This is a genomic window from Salinivibrio sp. VGrn1, assembly GCF_009377995.1.
Taxonomy (GTDB): Bacteria; Pseudomonadota; Gammaproteobacteria; order Enterobacterales; family Vibrionaceae; genus Salinivibrio; species Salinivibrio siamensis.
The window spans coordinates 144,541-165,893 of record NZ_SATA01000004.1 but is presented as its reverse complement, the minus strand read 5'-3'; the positions used below and the strand labels follow the sequence as shown (position 1 = coordinate 165,893).

Sequence of the window (21,353 nt, the reverse complement as noted above, 5' to 3'; positions counted from 1 at the left end):
ACGCGAACAATTCGAAAAAGCCCCAACAGGGGCTTTTTTCATTTCTGGCTCGAATCAGTGCAATATCCGCGCGCGGATGGTGCCTTCGATCGCTTTAAGCTTTTTCAGTGCCTTGTAGGCATGATCACTGTCTTCAACATCAATCACCACATAACCAATTTGCGACGATGTTTGTAAGTACTGTGCGGCGATATTGACACCTTCGTCGGCAAAGGTGGTGTTGATTTTGGTCAGCACCCCAGGTCGGTTGGCGTGTATATGCAGTAAGCGCGAGCGGCCTTGATGTTCTGGCAGTGACACTTCAGGGAAGTTGACGCACGACAGCGTCGAGCCATTGTCAGAATACTTCACCAGCTTACCGGCTACTTCCAGGCCGATGTTTTCCTGTGCTTCTTGGGTTGAGCCACCAATGTGTGGTGTGAGTAACGCATTATCAAACGCTTGTAGCGGAGAGCTAAATGCGTCTTTATTGGTTTTTGGCTCAACGGGGAAAACATCGATTGCCGCCCCAGCCAAATGCTTGCTTTCTAGCGCGCCGCATAAAGCATCGATATCGACCACCGTACCGCGTGAGGCATTAATAAAGATCGCCCCTGGTTTCATGCGGGCAAAGGCCTCAGCATCAATCATATTCTGCGTGCTTGGCGTCTCGGGGACATGAAGCGAGACAATATCACTGCGATTAAGCAGTTCTGTGAGCGAGTTGACTTGAATGGCGTTCCCTAACGAGAGCTTGTTATCAACATCGTAGTAATACACTCGCATCCCCAAGTTTTCTGCCAAGATACTTAGCTGGGTGCCGATGTGGCCATAGCCAATAATGCCGAGCACCTTACCGCGAGCCTCAAAGGAGCGATCAGCGGATTTTTGCCATTCACCGCGATGCGCTTTGGCATTTTTTTCGGGGATCCCGCGTAGGAGCAGTAGGATCTCACCTAAAACCAGCTCTGCGACACTGCGGGTGTTGGAGAAAGGTGCGTTAAAAACGGGGATCCCGCGCTTGGCCGCCGCATCAAGGTCCACTTGATTGGTGCCGATACAAAAACAGCCAACCGCGACCAACTTTTTCGCTTTTGCAAAGACGGCTTCCGTTAACTGGGTGCGAGAGCGTAGTCCCACAAAGTGTGCATCTTGGATAGCTTCTTCGAGATCCTCACCGGTGAGTGAGCCTTTATGGTACTCGATGTTGGTGTATCCGGCCTGCTTGAAGGCTTCAACAGCAGTGGGATGGACGCCTTCGAGTAATAGGATTTTGATTTTATTCTTGTCCAGTGAATAGTGTGACATGCGGGCTGTTCTCTTCCTTAGAAACAATAATGGTAGCAATGTTGCGCCTGAGTGCCGGGGCGCATCGTACCTTATTCCCGCGCACGATGGCGACGAGGAGATGCGGTTGATTGACCTGGTCATTAGGTTGATCTTTTACGTCAAAAGACCGCTGGGCATGCGATGTGCCGGTATCAGAACAGTGACCAAGATAACAAAAATTCACATAAGGGGTAAGAATTATCCGTTCTAGGCCATAAAAAAAGCACCTTAAAAAAGGTGCTTTTAACTTATTGATTACACTTAACGCAAACGTTTGGCTTTTCTGGTTACTCACCACCGCGTATAAGCCTCTGATTTGCGGTATTATGCACTCAGTTTGCTACTTTTTTCACACCGGTGTCGGTACCGGTTAACACAATATCTGCGCCGCGATTGGCAAACAGTCCAACGGTGACGACGCCAGGAATGGCATTGATGGCATCTTCTAATCCTTTGGGATCTTGGATTTTCATATTGTGTACGTCGAGGATCACGTTGCCATTGTCCGTGATCACCCCTTGACGGTAACACGGGTCGCCCCCTAGTTTGAGTAATTCACGCGCGACATAAGAGCGTGCCATGGGGATCACTTCAACGGGAAGTGGAAACTCACCCAGTACATCCACATGTTTGGTGTCGTCGATAATACACACAAACTTATCTGCGATCGCCGCGACGATTTTCTCACGCGTCAAGGCAGCACCACCGCCTTTAATCATATGATGACGCGCGTTAATTTCATCCGCACCATCCACATAGATGTCTAAGCTTGCCACTTCATTGGCATCGAGTACCTCAATGCCCAACGCTTTTAGTCGCTCGGTGGAGGCTTCTGAACTAGAGACCGCGCCTTTGATGTGCTCTTTAATGGGCGCAAGGGCATCAATAAAGTAATTAACGGTAGAACCGGTTCCCACGCCGATAATACTGCCCGGCTTGACATATTCCACCGCGGCTTCGCCCGTGGCTTTTTTCTTTTCGTCTTGGGTCATGATAACTCCTGAATCTAGGGGAATGGGCGTGATTATAGCGAAGCCAATAGATGGCGTCAGGGTTTAGGTCGCGAAATACGCGTCGGCCACTGCCAATGTTGGCTGGGGGTCAAAATATGTGGCAAAGGCACATCCCACTGTTCGGTAGGTAACGCTGGCCATTGTTGGCAGTCATGCGCGAGCCCAACCGCAACCGCATCAGGCGCACATAAGCCGAGCGTGCGATCGTAATAGCCGCCTCCCATACCCAGGCGTTGTCCTTTTGCGTCAAACGCCACCAGCGGCGTCGCTATCACGTCCAGCTTTGCAGTTGGGATTAACGCATTGATATTGAGTGTCGGCTCGGCAATACCATAACCATTAACCCGCATTGGGGTGGTCGGGGTGTAGTGAAGAAACAGTAAGTGACCACGGCTAAAGGGATGAATGACGGGCAAGTAGACATTTTTGTTCGCTTTCCAGCACGCCTCAATGACAGGCGTTGTATCTAGCTCGCCATCAAATGAGAGGTACAGGGCGATGTCCGTGGCTTGCTCAACATCAGCAAGCGCCGTAAATCGTTTGGCAACCGCGTCTGCGGCGAACGTTTGTTGCTCTGGAGAAAGCTGACGACGTGCTTCGCGAATAGCATGTCGTATTTGTTGTCTAGGCTGCATAACTGTCCTTGATGCTAGCCGAAGGGTAGAGAAGAGGACCCCGGGGTGCCGTTGGGATCGATGGCCCTTGAACCCGCTGGTTCAAGGCGGGTGGGTAGTATAAGCCGTAGGCTTCTCGGTGCATGCCGAGCTTGCTCAGTAGCCTATAACAACGCACCCTTAGTTTTGCTTATCGGCTCAGGGACGTAGATCCGCTGACAAACACCCCAGGGAATTGGGTTATTCTTGCGATCCTTGCGCTGCCATTGCTTTGTCTAGTTGTGACGTCATCAGGGCGGTCCGTTGCGTGACCTGATCTTGCAATGTCTCTAACGACTGTTTGGCATCATTTAATTCGTGGCAAACATTGAGAGCGGCAATGGCAATTAGCTGCTCTGTATTGCTTACTTTAGTGCGCTCAGCCAGCCGATGCAACCGTTGATCGAACTCGCTTGCTGCATCTTTAAGCGCTTGCTCTTGCCCGGGTGGGCAATTGACGCGAACAAGACGATCTAGAATTTTGATTTCAACCGGTTGTGTGCTCATAGTCCCACGCTGGCTCCTCATCCGGCCCGATTTGTCGAGGGCCCAGTACACAATAATGTGGCGCTATTCTAGCAATTATTCTGGTGAATACACTACATCGAAAATCATCTCTGCTACTGGTGCAGGGAATTTGACCAAAACACGACAGCGACATCGCGTCTCGGTAAAGCGGTACTTAGGGCGCAGCGCTAGAGGCGTCGTGAGGTTTGCTCCTTTTCGCGACCAAGGGCGCACATTTTTAGACACAAATGTGAGGCGGCTCGCTTGCGCCAGCGGCTTCTCGCGGCCAGGGTTGATCCTTGTCATCGTGAGGGCGTCATCTGCACTTATACACTGTCTTGCGTCATCAGTCATGCGTGGTGGGGCATCATACCGTTTTTTATCGCGGTGATTCAGCCTGATGGTGTGAAATGCTAGACTGTGCTTCTTATTTTGATGGCACAGCAAGGGGCAAGATTGTGACTGATACCCGTTTACCCGCTTATGCGACAACAGCAGACACACTGAGGGCTGACAGTTTGGCGGTGACGCCTGCAGAGATGCACGGTTTAATCGCAGGCATGCTCAGTGGTGGACTAGAGCTGGAAGATGGTAGCTGGTTAACCATGCTTTATGATTACACCCACCAAGGGATGGGGTGGCCAACAGAGTCTAAGACGCTTGCCTTGCAAAGCTATCATCAGCTAAAAGCGCAGCTTACCGGCAGTGATCTTGATTTAGATATTTATGTCCCTGACGACGAGCAGTCGGGTGTCGTTGCCCGTGCCGAAGCGCTGGTGGAGTGGATTAACGCGTTTTTAGCGGGGGTGGGACTGATCGGAACCAAAGGGCGTACCTTATCTAAGGATGTGACAGAAGCATTGGGCGATCTCAAAGATGTTGCGCAGCTGGGTGTCGATGAAGATGGCGACATGCAAGAGCAAGCCGAATTACTTGAGCAGGTTGTCGAGCATGTACGCGTATGCAGCATGGTGGTGCACGCAGAACTTGGGGCGCGTCCGGACCGTGACGATACGCCTAAAACATTGCATTAATCTCAATGACGCGTTCAGATTGAGGCGTTAAGTGACTCAGGGTGAGGTAAAAGTGGGATGAAAGCCTATGACATAGTGATCGCAGGCGGCGCAATGGCCGGTGCGACTGCCGCATTGGCCTTAGACACATTGAGTGGCGGCACACTGCGTATTGCCGTGGTCGAGGCAATGGTGCCCGATCACCGCGAACACCCGGGTTACGATGCACGCAGTATCGCATTAGCACAAGGCAGCTGTGCAGCCTTTGCGAGCTTGGGGCTGTGGGACTCACTCGCCCCTTTTGGCACGCCGATTCAGCACATTCATGTGTCTGATCGTGGCCACGCCGGACAAACCCATATTGACGCACAGTCGCAGGGAGTGCCTTATCTTGGCCAAGTTATCGAGTTAGCGGATGCCGGTGCGGTGCTTCACCAAAAGTTACAACACCGCGAGGCGATCGATGTGTTTTGCCCAGATGCCGTGATGGCGATTGAGCGAACGCCGGCGGCGGTAACGGTGAGATTAAAACAGGGGGAGTCACTGACCGCTTCGTTACTTATTGCGGCTGACGGTGGGCGCTCGTCTTGTTGCGCGCAGTTGAAGATGCCACGCAAGCAACACAATTTTGGCCAAGTGGCGGTGATTGCCAATGTCTCGACCGCACTTCCTCATCAAGGACACGCCTTTGAGCGCTTCACGCAAACAGGCCCTGTGGCGCTGTTACCCATGTCGCAAGGACGGTGTTCGTTAGTGTGGTGTGTCACCGCGGAGCAAGCTGATGCGCTGATGCAAATCAGCGATGACGCCTTTCTTCAGCGCCTGCAGCAGGTGTTTGGCTGGCGTTTGGGCAAATTGCTGCATGTTGGAGAGCGCCATGCGTATCCATTGACGCTTAACCAAGTGGTTCGTCCGGTCAGTCATCGTGTGGCCGTGGTGGGTAATGCGGCACAAAGCTTACACCCTATTGCCGGGCAAGGATTTAACCTTGGCTTGCGAGATGTAATGACGTTAGCGCACACGCTGACGGAGGCGGCAAGGCGTGGCGATGATATCGGTGCAATGCCAACATTGATGGCGTACGCCAAACAACGAACACCAGACCGAGATGCCACAGTGGCATTGACATCAGGGTTGGTTCACCTCTTTTCCAATGATAGTCCGCTTCTGGCGGGGGCACGTAATGCCGGGTTAGGGCTGATGTCAGCATTAGAGAGTATGAAGCAACCGCTTGTGCAACGCACCATAGGATGGGTAGAACCGAGATGAAAATGATCAATGCCGACGTGGCCATTGTCGGTGGCGGCATGGTGGGGCTGACACTCGCCGCCTCCCTTGCCGACACGGATTTACGGGTGGTGGTGATAGAAGGTAAATCGCCTGAAACGACCTTAAACGACATACCAGAGAATCGCGTCTCGGCGTTGAGCCGAGCGAGTGAGAACATACTGCGCACCCTGGATGTATGGCCGGGCATCGCCTCACGTCGCGCGGCCAGTTACCAGCAGATGCGGGTGTGGGAGAAAGACAGTTTTGCCGATATTCACTTTGACGCGCAGGCGTTTGGCCAGCAAAACCTCGGCCATATTGTTGAAAACCGTGTGATTCAGTTGGCTTTGCTCGATAAAGTACAAAAGCAGGACAATGTGACTGTGTTGATGCCGGAGCAATGCCAATCCATGCTACAAGGAGAGAGCGAAACTTGGTTACAGCTCGCATCTGGGGGCGGTGTGACGGCGAAACTGGTCGTGGGGGCCGATGGGGCGCGCTCTTGGGTGCGTGAGCAAGCACATTTTCCCTTGGTACAGCGCGACTATGGCCATCATGCGGTGGTGGCGACGGTGCGCACGGTGGAGCCGCACCGGGGCGTTGCGCGTCAAGTGTTTACGCCGGACGGGCCGCTTGCATTCTTACCGCTTTCCGACTCGCATCTGTGCTCGATTGTTTGGTCTATCCCCCCAGAACAAGCGACGGATTATGTCGCGATGGAATCAGCGTCTTTTAACCGCGCCCTAACCGCTGCGTTTGATGCGCAACTTGGCCTTTGTGAGGTGGTAGGTCCACGCGCCAGCTACCCGCTTACCATGCGTTATGCTCAACACTTTGCGGCGGAGCGCCTGGCTTTAGTCGGTGATGCGGCGCACACCATCCACCCTTTGGCTGGACAAGGGGTGAATTTAGGTATGCTCGACGCGGCCGCCTTGGCGCAAACATTGGCCTCACTCGCCGACAAAGGGAAAGACATCGGGCATTATGCCGGTTTGCGCCAGTATGAACGTTGGCGCAAAGCGGAAGCGGCGCAGATGATTGCAGCGATGCAAGGCTTTCGAAGTTTATTTGCGGGCGATAATCCGGTCAAAAAGCTCGTCCGTGGCGTGGGCATGCGCGCCGTCAATCATTTGCCTGGCGCCAAGCAGCCATTTATGGCGCGTGCGCTAGGCCTTGTGGGGACGTTACCCGAGCTGGCTAAGCCGTGTGAGCGAGGCGCGACTTTTTGATGATTGCGTGATGGCTGAATTGGCGAAAAATAGAGAATATGCTAAATACCACAAAGACCCTCGCCGAGCAGGCAACGGTTGAATGGTGAGTATGATGTTGAATTTACCGACTGACGGTGCGAGTTGTCATTGGGTGTAACAAGGAACAAGACTATGAGTGATATCCCATCTGAATTAAAATTTACCGCGACACATGAGTGGGTTCGCCCTGAAGGGGAAGGCCTATTTACCATTGGCATTTCTGACCACGCCCAGGCGCTGTTAGGGGACATGGTGTTTATCGATTTGCCTGATGAAGATGACACCTTTGATGCGGGTGACGATTGTGCGGTCGCAGAGTCGGTAAAGGCGGCGTCGGATATCTATGCGCCCATCTCTGGTCAGGTCGTGGCCGTCAATGAAGAGTTAGACAGTGCCCCTGAACTGGTTAACAGCGATCCCTACGGTGATGGTTGGTTGTTCCAGATTCAAGCGACAGATGAGTCTGAAATCGATAGCCTGCTTGATGCGCAAAGCTATGAAGAAACGTTAGGCGATCAAGACGCAGACTAAAACGGTCAGGGGTAGCACCTGTGCTATCCGTGTCTTTTTGCTCCCGATAACAAACAGGGGCCCGTCCAACGGGCCCCTGTTTGTATTGTGCGGCCAAGTCAGTAAGTGGTCTGCAACGAGCCAGCTTGTTCTGGTTCTCGCAGCCCTTCTTGATACACATCTCGAATCAAACCGTTAACTTCCTTCACGGTTTGGTAGTGACAGATAGTGGCGTGATCGGGGGCGCTTAACCAACCATTATTAAAATCAAACCGACCGCGTCCGGCGATATATAGGCGCCCTGAGAATAAGCGTGTGACATGTTTGGCGACAAGCTTGGGGGAATAGCGATTAAAAACGCGCATAACCTCTTCTTACTAATGTTGGTGGTTGTCACCCGGTAGGGGTGTGAAAACGGCACCGATTGTGAAGTGGGTTTATGTCGCGGTGATGACAATGCCTAAAAAAACATTCACTTTATCCTTACCATAAATCCGCCTGGTTGAAGGCATCGACGCAGCACGGTTTGGAGCCTAATGCCGGCAAGTCGCTATCAATCAGCGATTGCGCCAGCCAACCGTGTGGGTAGCTTAATGTATGGGGTGGCACCACCTCGATATGATCGGCTGGGTGAAACCCAAGCTGAGTGTAGAAAGCGGGGTCGCCATAGGTCACCACCGCTTGATAACCCAATGTACGTAGCTGTTCGAGTCCAGCGTTGATTAATGCTTTTCCATGTCCTTGGCGCTGATAATCAGGGTAAATAGCCATCGGAGAGAGCAGTGCAATCTTGTCCGTATGTGGGTAGGTCAATCGTGAGAAAAAGACAGCCCCCACTAACTGCTCACCGTCAAGCATCCCCCAGCCATGGCAGTCTTCACGAGGCGTTTCACCGAGCAGCTTATCGATCAAGTGATGAATGACTTCGCCGGTGTCGGCCCCCTCACTGTGCGTGAACGTTTCACTGACCCGTTGAGCAACGTAAGCAGGGTTAAGGATCGACAGAGAGACGATGTTCATTAGGTTTCCTCTTGCGCGTGAGGCTGGGTAGATAACGCTTTCAGGGAAGCGACGCGCTTGTCGACAATGGTGGTTATCTGGTCAATGAGCCACTGCATTTTGGGGTGACCGCTCGCTTGATGTCGCCATGCCAAGCCAATATCAAACCCTGGAACATCAATAGGGGGAGGGCTGAATGCCAGATGGTTAGCATCGTTAAAGGTATCTAATCGCGCCATAAGCTCTGGGACGGTACAAAGCAGCTGTCGCCCTTTGAGCAGTTGCCTCACCGTGAGAAACCGCTGCGATCCCATCACCACTTGTCGATGATAGCCGAGTGCTGCCAAACGCGCATCTATCGGGCTGGAGAGCTGGCCATATGTGCTAACCAGTGCATGCGGTGTAGCGACAAAATCGGCGAGGGTGATGGGTGTGCCGAGCCCGGTGCTGTGTGGATCAAATAAGCACACATGCTGCTCATGGTATAATACCTGACTATCAAGAATCTCGGTGTTGTCGGGGATCACGCCGATCACCGCGTCGACATCATCGTTTTTAATCGCGTCCAGACAGTGGCGACGGTCAACCGGGCGCAAGCTAAGTTGAGCTAAAGGAAGTTGCTGGTTGAGGGTGTCGAACAGTGCAGGGGCGAAGATAAGCTCAGCGTAGTCGGTGAGCCCAAGGCGGATCTGACCATCAAACAGGACAGGCTCAAAAGCGGGCGGGGTCAGCACGTCCGTGGCGAGGGTGTCGAGTAGCGCCTCAATTTTAGGGGCGATATCCAGTGCGCGAGCAGTGGGTACCATTTGGTGTCCACGCCGCTCAAAAAGGGGATCGTCAAGCATGGTACGCAGACGAGCCAAACTATGGCTCATGGCTGACTGACCCAGAGATAGGCGCTGCGCAGCCCCAGTCACGCTGCGTGTTTCCATTAAAGTGACAAAGGTCACCAACAAGTTGAGATCGTATTTCCGCCAGTGTTTTTGTGCCATCCGTTGGGTCATTCCTTCATTTGATTTGCCCGATTACGACATATCTCGGCACGCAGCGGCTGGCAAAGCGCGAGAAGATCCTTCACGCGCACCCATAATCCGGCATGGGGGTCACCGCTGCTAATAGTGACAGTTTCATAGTCCCAGATCTGCTCATCAAAGACCAAGGCCAGATCTGGTGAGAGCCCTAGTGGCGCGACAGTACCGCGTGCGTAGCCGGTAGTGCTTTGCACTTGTTGGGCACTGGCAAGTGTCATCCGTCGCCAGCCGAGTCGTTGGCGCACTTTGGGTGGGCTGACTTGCTGATCGCCTGGGACACAAGCCACTGCATAGCGCCCTCCCATATCACGCAACACCATGGTTTTGAGCATTTGAGAAGGATCAATACCACGTTGTTTCGCGGTTTCCTCAATCGATTGTGTCGCGCGTGACTGCCACAGTATTTGGTAGCGAATATGGGCGCTATCGAGCGCGGCAGTCACCGGGGTTTGCCAATTAGGATCCGCGTACACGGCTCAATCATCGTCCTCAAGTGAATAAGGAAGTGGCTCACGCTGCCATGCGTACGAAGGAGACTCAGCAAGGCGGAAAGCGGTGTCGTCGTCCAAGTTGTTTGGCAGCACGGCTAATACGCTCGCATTGCCGTTAGCATCGCGATAACCAGCGATCACTGTCCCGCCTGCGCGCCAATTATCACCCACCGCACGTTCGATTTTGTCGCCCGCAACAGGTGTGTGCTCGGCGTGGCCGCTGAGCGTGTACATGGCGCGCTTATTCATGCCTCGATACTTGGCGCGTGCCACGGTTTCTTGGCCGGTATAACAGCCTTTGGTGAAACTGATCGCGTCCAGCGCCTGAAGATTTAGCGATTGCGGGATAAATTCACCGCTGGTCGTTTGCTCGATGCGGGGTAATGCCGCGTCAATATCCCACTTATCCCAATACTCATGGGTGAGCAATGTGGCTGAGTATTGATGGGTAAGCTCTGTGGCTTTGGCCGCGTCAACCACCAGTAACCAGCGATGTGGTTCAATGTATACAGCGGTGCCTTGTTGCCCTTGGCGAACGTCACCGTGCGGGCCGAAGTGATCAGCCACTACCTTGTCTGCCTGTGTACCAATGACACCGAGCAACACGGCATCGACCTTTTCAAACGCAATCTTGGAAAAAATGGCGTACTTTTTTACTTCTTGAAGCTGGGTGGCTTCAATCGACGCCGGTTGCACCATGGCGAGCCCGTCTTGGTAATGGAAAAAACGCAGTACTGACCAAACTTTACCTTTTGGATCGCAATGGGCGGCGAGGGTCGATTTATCTTCTGCGAGGTTCGCAATATCGCAAGTGAGCTGGCCTTGTAAGTAGCTTTTCGTATCATTGCCGCTCACTTTAGTGATTGCCCAGTTATCAAGGGCAACCATCGCCAGTTCAGGTTGTGGATCACTGGGGTGTGTATCCGCAGGCTCAAAGGCTACGGTTTGATACCATTCACTCATAACACTCACGCTCTCTGTTGAGAAAACATAGACTCTGCCCCGTATACTAATAGGGAGCATAAAGCTTGTCAGCCTTTGTCTTGTCGGGGGATTGCTGTATAAACCGAATTAACGCTAGAGAGCTCTCAGATTCGTGGTTTGTTGCTCAGCAAAAGTAGTCGCCCGATAACGGCATTGATAGTATGCGAGTACTGACATCATCGATAGAGGTAAACAATGGTTAATACCGAGGATAAAGCGCGGGTTCGTTGGGCATGTCGTCGCGGCATGTTGGAACTGGATGTGTTGGTTATGCCGTATTTTGAAGCCTGCTACGACACGCTTAATGAAAAAGAAAAACAGGATTTTGTCGCATTTTTGGAAAGCGCGGATCCTGACTTGTTTGCCTGGCTGATGGGGCATGGTAAACCTGACGACCCGAAGATGAAATCTGTTGTCGATAAGGTTGTCGCTTATAACCGCAGTAAGTTACGTACATAGTCACCTACATTGCCCGCGTTATGTCACTGTCTGTCTGCTTTTGCTAGGAACGATGGTGGCTTGGCTGGCCGTGTCGCATGTTTCCCTTCCTTTGAGTGCTCGTGCTGTGCTAACCGTTTGGGCGGTACGAGACTTGCTCCGCTTCCATGCGCACCTCATCGCTAACGAAGGCCCCTTTCGCTTTTCATCTGACGCTTGGGCGGTCATGCCTAATGGGCAGTATCGAAAACTGACCTGTGTTTATGCGACCCCATGGCTGCTGGTGCTCTCCGCGCGTGCGGATGCCCAATACCTTTATATTTGGCGTTATGGCCTTCCAGACTATCATTTTCGTCTGATTTATCGGCATTGCTGTCAGTAAGGCTGGGATAGCATGTGACATATTTGTGACAAACCGATTGCGTGGCTTTACTTTTTCACGTTATCTCCGATATTCAAGGAACACGGGTTCAATCCATTCTGCTCAGATAACGCTGTAGGGTCGCTATGAATATTAAACAAAAACTCTTGTCACTCACCTTGATGTCGGTGTTGGCGCTACTTGCGGTTGCCGCCGTTGCATGGAAAGCGGAAACGCGGCTACAAAAAATGCACAGTCAGCTAACCACGGTCTCTGATCTTGAGGTGATCTTGCTCAATCTACGCCGCAATGAGAAAGACTTTCTCGCGCGCATGGACCCCAAATATCTCTCCCGTTTTGATAACAATGTCGACGCGTTCGATCAGCTGCTGAGTGATTTTCGCGCCCGCAGTGCTTCGTTGGGGCTAGAGACTGCGACCATTGATAAAGTGCAGCGAGCAATGACAGCGTATGCCAACGGCTTTCGCGATCTGGGTAAGGGTTACCAAACATTGGGGTTAACCCCTGAGCAGGGGATCCGAGGACAGATGCAAAACGCGAGTAAGAAAATGGTGGCAGCGACCAAAAATGACATTGTGCTTGAGAGTAGCGCCCGCTTATTAGCCGCAGATGCCAAACTGTTTGTGCAAAGCAGTAACCTTGACTACATCGATGAATATCAAAGCCAAATGCAAGAGCTTGAAGATTACCTTCGCGGTGACCTGCTCGCTTTATTTCAAGCGCATCAGGCGCAAGTGGACAAGATTGTCGCGCAGAAAAAGACATTAGGGCTAGCGGCAGACAAAGGCCTACTGGGGCAAATCCGGGGGAAAACCCACCAAGTTGAGGAAATGTTCGATGTGCTCAGTAAAGAGTATGAGCAGGCCATTTCGCAAGCCTTAAGACAGACCGTGATGATGACCGGATCGGTGGTGGTGATACTGGCACTGGTGATGACAGCGATTTCGTTGTGGATGAACCGTGGCATTCAACAGCGTATTTACCGATTTAGTGAGCAAATGGCCGCCATTACACAGCAGCGGGATCTGACCTTGAGAGCTGACGAAAACGGTCGTGATGAGATTGCCCTCATGGCGAAAGACGTTAACCAGATGCTCGGCAGTATCCAAACCATGGTTTTGGATGTGAGTCGCGCCATACAAGCGCTTAATCAAAGTGCAGAGCAAGTTGAATCCCGTACTGAAGCCACTGGGGCCGCCATGGCTACCCAGTTAGATGAAACCACTCATGCCGCGACTGCGATGAATGAGATGGAAAGCACCATTCGCGATATTGCGGGTAATACCGATCAGGCTGCGGAGAATGCGCGCACCAGTTTAAGCCGTGCGGAGAACGGACAAAAAGTGGTGGATGACACTAAAGCGATGATCATGACACTGGCAGAAACCCTCAGTAATACCAGCAACGAGGTGCTTGAACTGAGTAAGCTGTCTGAGACCATTGGCTCGGTGCTGGACGTGATTAAAGATATCTCCGAGCAAACCAACTTGCTGGCGCTTAACGCGGCGATTGAAGCGGCGCGCGCCGGCGAGCAAGGGCGTGGTTTTGCGGTGGTCGCTGATGAGGTGCGACAGCTGGCGACACGTACTCGCGAATCGACTGATGAAATTTCTGGTATTATCACCTCGTTGCAAGAGCAAACCCAGTCGGTGTCCGAACGCATGGAGCAAAGCCGAGAAGACGGGGAAACATCCGTGGGTAAGGTGGAAGCGGCTTCGCAAGAGCTCTCGCAGATCATGGAAGATATGCAAAACATCATGGATATGAGCACCCACATTGCCACGGCGATCGAGCAGCAAAGCTCGGTGGCAAAAGAAGTCAATCAAAACGTGCACAATATTCAAGATATTGCGCAAAACAGTACTGAACGCGCCAACCAGAACCGCGAAGCGGCACACAAGGTGGCCGAAGAAGCCGCACACCTTGAGCGTGCGGTGAGCGAGTTTAAAAGCGAATAACCGCGATGATATCCAGTAAAAAGGCCAGCCTCGTGAGGCTGGCCTTCTTCATTTCAGGGCTGAGGGAGCAATCAAAACCCGCTAACAGGGCTGATCCGGCGTTAATATGGTAGGGCCGGATTGCTCGTTAGGCTCAGGGTAATCAATGGTGTAGTGAAGGCCTCGGCTTTCTTTACGTTGCATGGCACAACGAACCATGAGCTCTGCCACCTGTAAAAGGTTACGCAACTCCAGTAGATTGTTTGAGACCCGGAAATTAGCATAATACTCATGTGTTTCTTGCTTGAGCAGTTCGATACGGCGTAGCGCACGCTCCAACCGTTTGGTTGAGCGGACAATGCCCATGTAATCCCACATAAACAGGCGTAACTCATGCCAGTTATGCTGGATCACCACTTCTTCGTCGGAACAAATTACTTGGCTCTCATCCCAAGGGGGGAGCGCAGTATGCGGCTCGATATGGCCTGAGTGTGCTTTAATATGCTCAGCGGCTGACCATGCATAAACCACACATTCGAGTAGCGAGTTAGATGCCATACGGTTCGCGCCATGCAAGCCGGTGTAGCTCACTTCCCCAATGGCGTATAAGCCGGGTAAGTCTGTGGTGCCGTTTTTATCCACCATCACGCCACCGCAAGTATAGTGGGCGGCTGGGACAATAGGGATCGCCTCTTTAGTCAGATCGATGCCGTATTGCTTGAGCTTTTCGTAGATGGTGGGAAAGTGTTTGATCACAAATTCAGGGTCTTTGTGGCTGATGTCGAGATACATACAGTCGGCGCCAAGGCGCTTCATTTCGTAGTCAATCGCACGGGCAACCACATCACGCGGGGCAAGCTCGCCGCGTGAATCGAATTCCGCCATAAAGCGCGAGCCATCTGGGCGTTTAAGGTGAGCGCCTTCACCGCGCAGTGCTTCAGTGAGCAAAAAGTTGCGCGCGTCTGGATGGTACAGACACGTTGGATGAAACTGATTAAATTCTAGGTTGGCGACACGACAACCTGCGCGCCATGCCATGGCGATGCCATCACCGGATGACACATCGGGATTGGAGGTGTATTGATAAACTTTCGAGGCCCCTCCGGTGGCGAGTACCACATAGTTGGTGCGCACGGTCTCAACCACTTCTTGGTTTCGGTTCCAGATGTAGGCGCCGAGGACGTGGTTTGGACCACCTAATCCGACTTTTTTACGGGTGATAATATCCAGCGCATTGTGTCGTTCAAGCAGGGTGATATTAGGGTGTTGGCGCACATTGTCTTGAAGCGAGTTTTGCACGGCCATTCCGGTCGCATCGGCGGTATGCAAGATACGGCGGTGGCTATGGCCGCCTTCACGGGTTAAATGATACCGAGGGGTGTCGTCGTCGCTATCTTCTTGATCGAACGGGACACCGCCATCAATTAACCACTGCACACAATCTTTAGCATTGCGGGCAATAAAGTCCACGACCTGGGTATCGCAGATACCTGCGCCCGCGATTTGGGTATCCTCGACATGAGATTCTACCGAATCTTGTTCGTCAAACACCGCGGCAATACCGCCCTGTGCGTAAAGCGTTGCCCCTTCGCTGAGCGGGCCTTTACTTAATACAATCACCTTGTGGGTCGGCGCTAAGCGGAGCGCCAGTGACAAGCCTGCGGCACCACTGCCGATGACTAGCACGTCACATTGATGTTCCTGAGTTGTGGTCGTCATGATCCCTAATCCTCTTTCTGCGCCCCCAATGTTACACCAATTTGACGTGGCTGCGCGCGGTAAGATCAAATCCCGTCTCGCTTGGGTGAAAGTTTGCAACCATGGTATGGTTCGGGCGACAATGCCCTCAGTCAAAGAGACATTCTTTGACCATTCCGTCACAGTAATGTGATTCAACGCATAATAAAACCAACATGGTGAGGAACTTTTCGCCGGCTGGGTTATCGAATCGTGTGCGAAAGCTCGCAAGCGGGTTTAACCGCGCTCTGACAACGTCGGGCCTAGAATTTCGATAATCGGGCGGAAAGATCAACCAAGGAGTAAACGCTCGAATGGGCGAGCAGCTAACCGACCAGGTTCTAATAGAACGTGTACAGAATGGTGACAAGCAAGCTTTCAATCTGTTAGTCGTCAAATATCAGAATAAGGTATGTAACCTTATCGCCCGCTATGTCGGTACACACAGTGGTGATATTCCAGATATTGCGCAAGAGGCGTTTATCAAAGCGTATCGCGCATTGCCGGGATTTCGTGGCGAGAGTGCGTTTTATACTTGGCTGTATCGCATTGCTGTGAACACCGCGAAAAACCATTTGGTGGCACAAGGACGACGTCCGCCAGGCAGTGATATTGATGCCGACGAAGCAGAAAATTACGAAAGTGGGGGTTCTTTAAAAGAAATATCGAACCCTGAAAACTTGATGTTGTCAGATGAATTGAGACAGGTGGTATTTTCGACCATAGAAACACTGCCTGACGACTTAAGAACCGCAATTACCTTACGGGAGCTCGATGGGCTCAGCTATGAGGAAATTGCACAGGTAATGGATTGTCCAGTCGGTACGGTGCGGTCGCGTATTTTCCGAGCGCGTGAAGCGGTTGAAAAACGCATCCGGCCACTGATGAAACGGTAACGAGTTTTACTGGCTGCATGACGGTGACTTGAATGACGGATAGAGAAAAAATTTCAGCGTTGTTAGATGGCGAACTGGTGGATACGGCAGTCATCCACGAGATTGAGCGAGATGATAACGCGCAACAGGCTTGGGGGAGTTTTAGCACCATTCGCGATGTGATGCGTGGTGAGGCACCCAGCTCGTTGCAATGGAACATTGCCGATTCTGTAGCGTCCGCGCTGGAAGCAGAACCTGCTTATCAAGGCGATCACCTTGATAATAACGTGCTCCCCATGCACGAAGCACAGCCGCGTCCTGAAAAGGCGCGTCGTCACTTACCAGGGTGGCTGCAGCAGCTGACACAGGTAAGCGTTGCCGCGTGTGTCTCGTTGGCCGTGATCGTGGGTGTGCAGCAATATAATCAGTCTGATGCGAGTTCGCCGGTGGCCAGCACGCAAACCCAACCGCCAGTACTAGAAACGATTCCTTTTGCAGGGGCTGCGGAGCCGGTCAGCTTAAGCCGTGACGATCTACGTGCCACACCTTCTGAGGCCGAGTTGATGGAGCAGCGTCGCCGCGTCAATGCCATGCTCAAAGACTATGAATTGCAGCTGCGCTTGAATAAGGATAGGCTGTCTAACCATCAGACAATGGCACCGTCGACAAGCAGTAATAATCAATGAAAAAAATTCTGATCGGTGCGCTTGCGCTGGTCAGTTTGATGTCTGCGCAAGCCTCGGCCGAACCTTCTGCCGAGGCTTTGTTACATCAAATGGATACCGCAAGCGACACCCTAGATTATGAAGTGTCCTACATCTTGGTAGGTAAAAATAGTCTCGAACCCCTTCGCTTTCGTCATGCCCAAGTTGGGGATGATGCCTACGGCCACCTCATGTATTTAAGTGGCCCGCCGCGAGAAGTCATCCGTCGAGGCGGTGAAATCAGCTATTTTGAACCAGGCTACGACCCTTTCACCATTGCCAGTGATCATATGGTTGCGCCTTTGCCAACGCTTATCCAAGCCGATATCGATGTGCTGGCTAACCATTATGATTTTGTCTCTATGGGGCACGCGCGTGAAGCGGGGATGGATTGCCAAGTGGTTCGGATTACCCCGAAAGACGGAGAGCGTTATTCGTATGTATTATGGTTAGATGAGAACAGCAAACTGCCTGTCAGGGCGGATTTGCTCGACCGTGATGGCGATCCGCTTGAGCAATATCGTGCGTTGTCGTTGGTCGTCTCTTCACAAATCAGTACCTCAATGCAAAAGCTGGCTGAGCTGGCATTGCCACCGGTACTGACCTTGCCACAAACCACGCAGCGCTCCGACTTAGATTGGCAGGTCACCGCGTTACCTGAGGGGTTTGAACCTGTATACAGCAATCGTCACCGTTTGATGATGACTAAACGTGCGGTCGAGAGTCAGATGTTTAGTGATGGTCTGTTCAGCTTTTCTGTGTATCTTGCCAAAGCCGATGATGTCTCGGTGCGTAAGCAGATTGTTCGCCAAGGTCGGCGCACACTGCATAGCGTGACCAGTGGCAATGCAGAAATCACGGTGGTCGGCGATATTCCTCCTGAGACAGCTAAACGAGTGGCGGAGTCTGTCCGTATTACTGATATGCCTGCGAGCAAGTCAGAACAGAAGGTTGAACCATGATCAAAGCATTGGCAGAAGTTACCGGTTACCAAGATGGTTGGTTGTCATTGGCCTGCCAGCAGCAAACCAGTTGCGGTAGCTGCCAGTCACAAAGTCAATGTGGCACTGGTATTGTGTCCAAAGCCCTTCCTGGTAAGGTGAAACACCTTAAAGTACGTGCCCCAAAACCCCTGCCGGCCGGCACCTTAGTTGAAATCGGCTTAGGTGAGGCGACCTTATTACGCTCCGCGTTATTGGTCTACATGGTTCCTTTAGTCATGATGCTAACGGGGGCACTGCTCGGGCAATTTTTGTTCGCCACGCTCGCCGGCAGCGGGGAGGGTGGCGTTATCGCGCTAAGCCTAGGGCTGGGAGCGGTTGGCGTCGGCCTTGCGCGTCATCTTGCACCGCGTATCGGTACCCAAGAGCAGCAACAGCCTCAACTGTTACGCGTGATGGGGGAGCCCGTCTCTGACTTGGCGGTAATAAATACCACACAGCAGGATAGCGACTAGCCACTATTTTCGGTAGAATCCCGCTCACTTGATCTTAGGATCCCATTCTTATTGATAACGAGTAAGTCACACCAACACATGAAGCATATTCGTAACTTTTCGATCATCGCCCATATTGACCACGGTAAGTCGACACTTTCTGACCGACTGATTCAAGTATGTGGCGGCCTAACTGACCGGGAAATGGCAGATCAAGTTCTTGATTCAATGGATCTGGAACGTGAACGCGGTATCACCATCAAAGCACAAAGTGTGACACTGAACTACAAAGCCAAAGACGGCGAAGTGTATCAGCTCAACTTCATCGATACGCCAGGACACGTTGACTTCTCTTATGAGGTGTCACGCTCGCTCAAGGCGTGTGAAGGTGCTTTGCTGGTGGTCGATGCAGGACAAGGGGTTGAAGCACAGACGCTCGCCAACTGCTACACCGCCATTGATATGGATCTGGAAGTGGTTCCTGTTCTGAATAAGATTGACTTGCCGGCTGCTGATCCAGATCGCGTCGCGCAAGAAATTGAGGACATCGTCGGTATTGAGGCCATTGACGCCACTCGCTGTTCGGCGAAAACCGGCATGGGTGTTGATGATGTCCTTGAAGACATTGTACGCCAGATCCCGCCACCTGAAGGCGATCCTGACGCGCCAACGCAAGCGCTGATTATTGACTCCTGGTTTGATAAATACCTCGGCGTGGTCTCTTTGGTGCGCATCCGTGAAGGGTCGCTGAAAAAAGGCGACAAAGTGAAAATCATGAGCACGGGCCAAGAATGGAACGTGGACAGTATTGGTATTTTCACGCCTAAGCGTAAAGAGCTCAATGGTCTGCAAACCGGTGAGGTTGGTTGGGTGATCTGTGGGATCAAAGATATCCTCGGCGCGCCAGTGGGCGATACCATCACCCATGCTAAAAACGGCTGTGAAAAGCGGATTGAAGGTTTCCAACAAGTGAAGCCGCAAGTTTATGCGGGTCTGTTCCCCATCTCATCGGATGATTACGAAAGTTTTCGTGATGCCTTGGATAAGCTGAGCCTTAACGATGCTTCCTTGTTCTTTGAGCCGGAAAGCTCTGCGGCACTGGGCTTTGGTTTCCGTTGTGGTTTCCTTGGCATGCTGCACATGGAAATCATCCAAGAGCGGTTGGAGCGCGAGTATAATCTCGATCTGATCACTACTGCTCCGACCGTGGTGTACGAGGTGACCCAAAATGATGGCGAGGTCATTTACGTCGACAGCCCATCCAAACTGCCACCTATCAATGACATAGAAACCATTGGTGAACCGATCTCGCGGTGTAATATTTTGGTGCCGAGTGAGTTTGTCGGTAACGTCATTTCACTGTGTGTGGAAAAGCGTGGTGTGCAAGTCGATATGGTCTATCACGGCAACCAAGTTGCGCTGACCTATGACATTCCGATGGCCGAAGTGGTTCTCGATTTCTTTGACCGGATTAAATCGACCTCACGTGGTTACGCGTCGTTAGATTATAACTTCGAGCGCTATGAAGTATCTGACATGGTGCGGGTGGATATCCTCCTAAACGGTGAACGCGTCGATGCGCTGGCGATTATCACTCACCGTGCTCATGCACAGCCGCGTGGTCGCGAGCTGGTGGAAAAAATGAAAGAGTTTATTCCTCGTCAGCAGTTTGATATTGCCATCCAAGCTTCGATTGGTAATCACATTATTGCGCGCTCGACGGTGAAACAGCTACGTAAAAACGTGACCGCGAAATGTTACGGCGGTGACGTGAGCCGTAAGAAAAAGCTTCTGCAAAAGCAAAAAGAAGGTAAAAAGCGAATGAAGCAGGTCGGTAATGTCGAGCTGCCGCAAGAAGCCTTTTTGGCCATTTTGCACGTGGGCAAAGATAAATAACGACGGATTCCATTATGGCCAATACGTTTTCTTTGATTTTAGTGCTGGTGACCTTGGTCACCGGCATTGTTTGGGCGTTAGATAAATACCGTTGGGCACCGCGCCGCCGCCAAGCGGCAGGGGAAACCCTCAAGGTGTCAGCGCGTGAACTGGATGCCGAACAAGTTGCTAAAGTGGCGCCTCAACCGAGTTGGGTTGAAAACATGGCGTCTATTTTTCCAGTGATCGCGGTGGTACTGGTGCTGCGCTCATTTATTTATGAGCCGTTTCAAATTCCATCCGGATCGATGATGCCGACCTTATTGGTCGGGGATTTTATCTTGGTGGAAAAGTTTGCCTATGGCTTACGTGATCCTGCCTTCCACACTGAAATTGTCGAGACAGGTAAACCAGAGCGCGGTGATATCGTGGTATTTAAATACCCGCCTCAACCCAATATCGATTACATTAAGCGCACGGTCGGGCTGCCGGGCGATACGGTTGTGTATGAAGATAAGCGCCTATGTATTCAGCCCAAGGGCGAATCTCAGTGTCAGCCGGTGCCGATTGACGATATTCAGCCGAGCCAGTTTATTCAAGCGGGCATCAACCTTGTGCAAGCGCAGGAGCAGTTAGGGGAGCAGTCGCATCAGATTTTGGTGCACCCTAAAAAGCAAGATCGGGTGAGCGCGTATCAGCCACGTCCGGGCGTCAACCGCTGGGTCGTGCCAGACGGGCACTATTTTATGATGGGTGACAACCGTGATAACAGCGCGGATAGCCGCTTCTGGGGCTTCGTCCCTGAACGCAATCTCGTGGGCAAAGCGGTTGCTATTTGGGTTAGCTTTGAATTTGAGCGCCCCAATGATAGCTGGCTACCATCGTGGGTACCGACAGGCATTCGCTTTAACCGTATTGGTGGAATTGATTAATTCTGGACTA

The 21,353-nt window shown here is 52.1% G+C and carries 23 protein-coding genes and 1 other RNA gene; 13 read left to right on the top strand and 11 right to left on the bottom strand.

The window, feature by feature from the left end; translation table 11 throughout:
• Positions 1–54: 54 nt before the first annotated feature.
• The 5 genes from serA to zapA all read right to left on the bottom strand — a co-directional run bounded on the left by serA (position 55) and on the right by zapA (position 3,481).
• The gene (gene serA / locus EHW56_RS08225; protein ID WP_046074064.1) at positions 55–1,287 is read right to left on the bottom strand and encodes a phosphoglycerate dehydrogenase; all 1,233 of its coding nucleotides are present in this window, start codon (positions 1,285–1,287) and stop codon (positions 55–57) included.
• 353 nt (positions 1,288–1,640) lie between these two features.
• Positions 1,641–2,300, bottom strand: a complete 660-nt coding sequence (rpiA, locus tag EHW56_RS08220; protein WP_046074066.1) for a ribose-5-phosphate isomerase RpiA — start codon at positions 2,298–2,300, stop codon at positions 1,641–1,643.
• Between the two features lie 56 nt (positions 2,301–2,356).
• Complete coding sequence (locus tag EHW56_RS08215) at positions 2,357–2,956, bottom strand: 5-formyltetrahydrofolate cyclo-ligase (RefSeq protein ID WP_046074067.1); 600 nt, start codon at positions 2,954–2,956, stop codon at positions 2,357–2,359.
• Between the two features lie 33 nt (positions 2,957–2,989).
• Positions 2,990–3,172, bottom strand: a non-coding RNA gene (gene ssrS, locus EHW56_RS08210) — 6S RNA.
• Between the two features lie 3 nt (positions 3,173–3,175).
• Entirely contained in the window at positions 3,176–3,481 is a 306-nt protein-coding gene (gene zapA, locus EHW56_RS08205; protein WP_046074068.1) for a cell division protein ZapA, read from the bottom strand.
• 458 nt (positions 3,482–3,939) lie between these two features.
• Here zapA and EHW56_RS08200 point away from each other — a divergent pair, with 458 nt between their 5' ends.
• The 4 genes from EHW56_RS08200 (at position 3,940) to gcvH (ending at position 7,544) form a co-directional block, all read left to right on the top strand.
• Positions 3,940–4,515, top strand: coding sequence for a UPF0149 family protein (locus tag EHW56_RS08200; protein WP_046074213.1), 576 nt, complete (start codon positions 3,940–3,942; stop codon positions 4,513–4,515).
• 57 nt (positions 4,516–4,572) lie between these two features.
• On the top strand, positions 4,573–5,763 hold the full coding sequence (gene ubiH / locus EHW56_RS08195; protein ID WP_152794967.1) for a 2-octaprenyl-6-methoxyphenyl hydroxylase: 1,191 nt from the start codon (positions 4,573–4,575) through the stop codon (positions 5,761–5,763).
• Positions 5,760–6,992, top strand: a complete 1,233-nt coding sequence (locus EHW56_RS08190) for an FAD-dependent 2-octaprenylphenol hydroxylase (RefSeq protein WP_152799508.1) — start codon at positions 5,760–5,762, stop codon at positions 6,990–6,992. Before ubiH ends, EHW56_RS08190 begins: the two co-directional genes overlap by 4 nt.
• 162 nt (positions 6,993–7,154) lie before the next feature.
• Positions 7,155–7,544, top strand: coding sequence for a glycine cleavage system protein GcvH (gene gcvH, locus EHW56_RS08185; RefSeq protein WP_321166657.1), 390 nt, complete (start codon positions 7,155–7,157; stop codon positions 7,542–7,544).
• A gap of 98 nt (positions 7,545–7,642) precedes the next feature.
• On the opposite strand, the gene EHW56_RS08180 is transcribed toward gcvH, so the two are convergent.
• The 5 genes from EHW56_RS08180 to ygfZ all read right to left on the bottom strand — a co-directional run bounded on the left by EHW56_RS08180 (position 7,643) and on the right by ygfZ (position 11,007).
• Positions 7,643–7,888 (bottom strand): DUF1107 domain-containing protein, encoded by a 246-nt coding sequence (locus EHW56_RS08180; protein WP_152799506.1) that lies wholly within the window; start codon positions 7,886–7,888, stop codon positions 7,643–7,645.
• A gap of 118 nt (positions 7,889–8,006) precedes the next feature.
• Positions 8,007–8,543 carry a GNAT family N-acetyltransferase gene (locus EHW56_RS08175; RefSeq protein ID WP_152799504.1) on the bottom strand — a complete coding sequence of 179 codons (537 nt, stop codon included), beginning with the start codon at positions 8,541–8,543 and terminating at the stop codon, positions 8,007–8,009.
• Entirely contained in the window at positions 8,543–9,514 is a 972-nt protein-coding gene (locus EHW56_RS08170) for a LysR family transcriptional regulator (protein ID WP_152794960.1), read from the bottom strand. The genes EHW56_RS08175 and EHW56_RS08170 overlap by 1 nt, the downstream gene beginning before the upstream one ends.
• Before the next feature lie 8 nt (positions 9,515–9,522).
• Positions 9,523–10,026, bottom strand: coding sequence for an aminoacyl-tRNA deacylase (locus tag EHW56_RS08165; protein ID WP_046074075.1), 504 nt, complete (start codon positions 10,024–10,026; stop codon positions 9,523–9,525).
• A 3-nt stretch (positions 10,027–10,029) separates the two neighbouring features.
• Positions 10,030–11,007 carry a tRNA-modifying protein YgfZ gene (gene ygfZ / locus EHW56_RS08160; protein ID WP_152794958.1) on the bottom strand — a complete coding sequence of 326 codons (978 nt, stop codon included), beginning with the start codon at positions 11,005–11,007 and terminating at the stop codon, positions 10,030–10,032.
• A gap of 216 nt (positions 11,008–11,223) precedes the next feature.
• Between ygfZ and EHW56_RS08155 the strand changes: the two genes are divergently transcribed.
• The 3 genes from EHW56_RS08155 to EHW56_RS08145 all read left to right on the top strand — a co-directional run bounded on the left by EHW56_RS08155 (position 11,224) and on the right by EHW56_RS08145 (position 13,806).
• Positions 11,224–11,487, top strand: coding sequence for a succinate dehydrogenase assembly factor 2 (locus EHW56_RS08155; protein ID WP_046074077.1), 264 nt, complete (start codon positions 11,224–11,226; stop codon positions 11,485–11,487).
• 52 nt (positions 11,488–11,539) lie between these two features.
• Entirely contained in the window at positions 11,540–11,848 is a 309-nt protein-coding gene (locus EHW56_RS08150) for a hypothetical protein (RefSeq protein WP_152794956.1), read from the top strand.
• 125 nt (positions 11,849–11,973) lie between these two features.
• Positions 11,974–13,806: a methyl-accepting chemotaxis protein gene (locus EHW56_RS08145; protein ID WP_152794954.1), complete on the top strand. Its 1,833-nt coding sequence runs from the start codon at positions 11,974–11,976 to the stop codon at positions 13,804–13,806.
• Between the two features lie 81 nt (positions 13,807–13,887).
• Here EHW56_RS08145 and nadB read toward each other — a convergent pair whose 3' ends face one another.
• On the bottom strand, positions 13,888–15,504 hold the full coding sequence (gene nadB, locus EHW56_RS08140; RefSeq protein ID WP_152794952.1) for an L-aspartate oxidase: 1,617 nt from the start codon (positions 15,502–15,504) through the stop codon (positions 13,888–13,890).
• A 332-nt stretch (positions 15,505–15,836) separates the two neighbouring features.
• On the opposite strand from nadB, the gene rpoE reads away from it, so the two are divergent.
• From rpoE to lepB, 6 genes are all read left to right on the top strand, one after another.
• Positions 15,837–16,418 carry an RNA polymerase sigma factor RpoE gene (gene rpoE, locus EHW56_RS08135; protein ID WP_046074081.1) on the top strand — a complete coding sequence of 194 codons (582 nt, stop codon included), beginning with the start codon at positions 15,837–15,839 and terminating at the stop codon, positions 16,416–16,418.
• Between the two features lie 32 nt (positions 16,419–16,450).
• Entirely contained in the window at positions 16,451–17,083 is a 633-nt protein-coding gene (locus EHW56_RS08130; RefSeq protein WP_046074082.1) for an RseA family anti-sigma factor, read from the top strand.
• On the top strand, positions 17,080–18,063 hold the full coding sequence (gene rseB / locus EHW56_RS08125) for a sigma-E factor regulatory protein RseB (RefSeq protein ID WP_046074083.1): 984 nt from the start codon (positions 17,080–17,082) through the stop codon (positions 18,061–18,063). Before EHW56_RS08130 ends, rseB begins: the two co-directional genes overlap by 4 nt.
• Positions 18,060–18,557, top strand: a complete 498-nt coding sequence (locus EHW56_RS08120; RefSeq protein WP_077606142.1) for a SoxR reducing system RseC family protein — start codon at positions 18,060–18,062, stop codon at positions 18,555–18,557. Before rseB ends, EHW56_RS08120 begins: the two co-directional genes overlap by 4 nt.
• 78 nt (positions 18,558–18,635) lie before the next feature.
• Positions 18,636–20,432 carry a translation elongation factor 4 gene (gene lepA, locus EHW56_RS08115; protein ID WP_046074085.1) on the top strand — a complete coding sequence of 599 codons (1,797 nt, stop codon included), beginning with the start codon at positions 18,636–18,638 and terminating at the stop codon, positions 20,430–20,432.
• 14 nt (positions 20,433–20,446) lie between these two features.
• Positions 20,447–21,343 (top strand): signal peptidase I, encoded by an 897-nt coding sequence (gene lepB, locus EHW56_RS08110; protein ID WP_046074086.1) that lies wholly within the window; start codon positions 20,447–20,449, stop codon positions 21,341–21,343.
• The last annotated feature ends 10 nt before the right edge of the window (positions 21,344–21,353 follow it).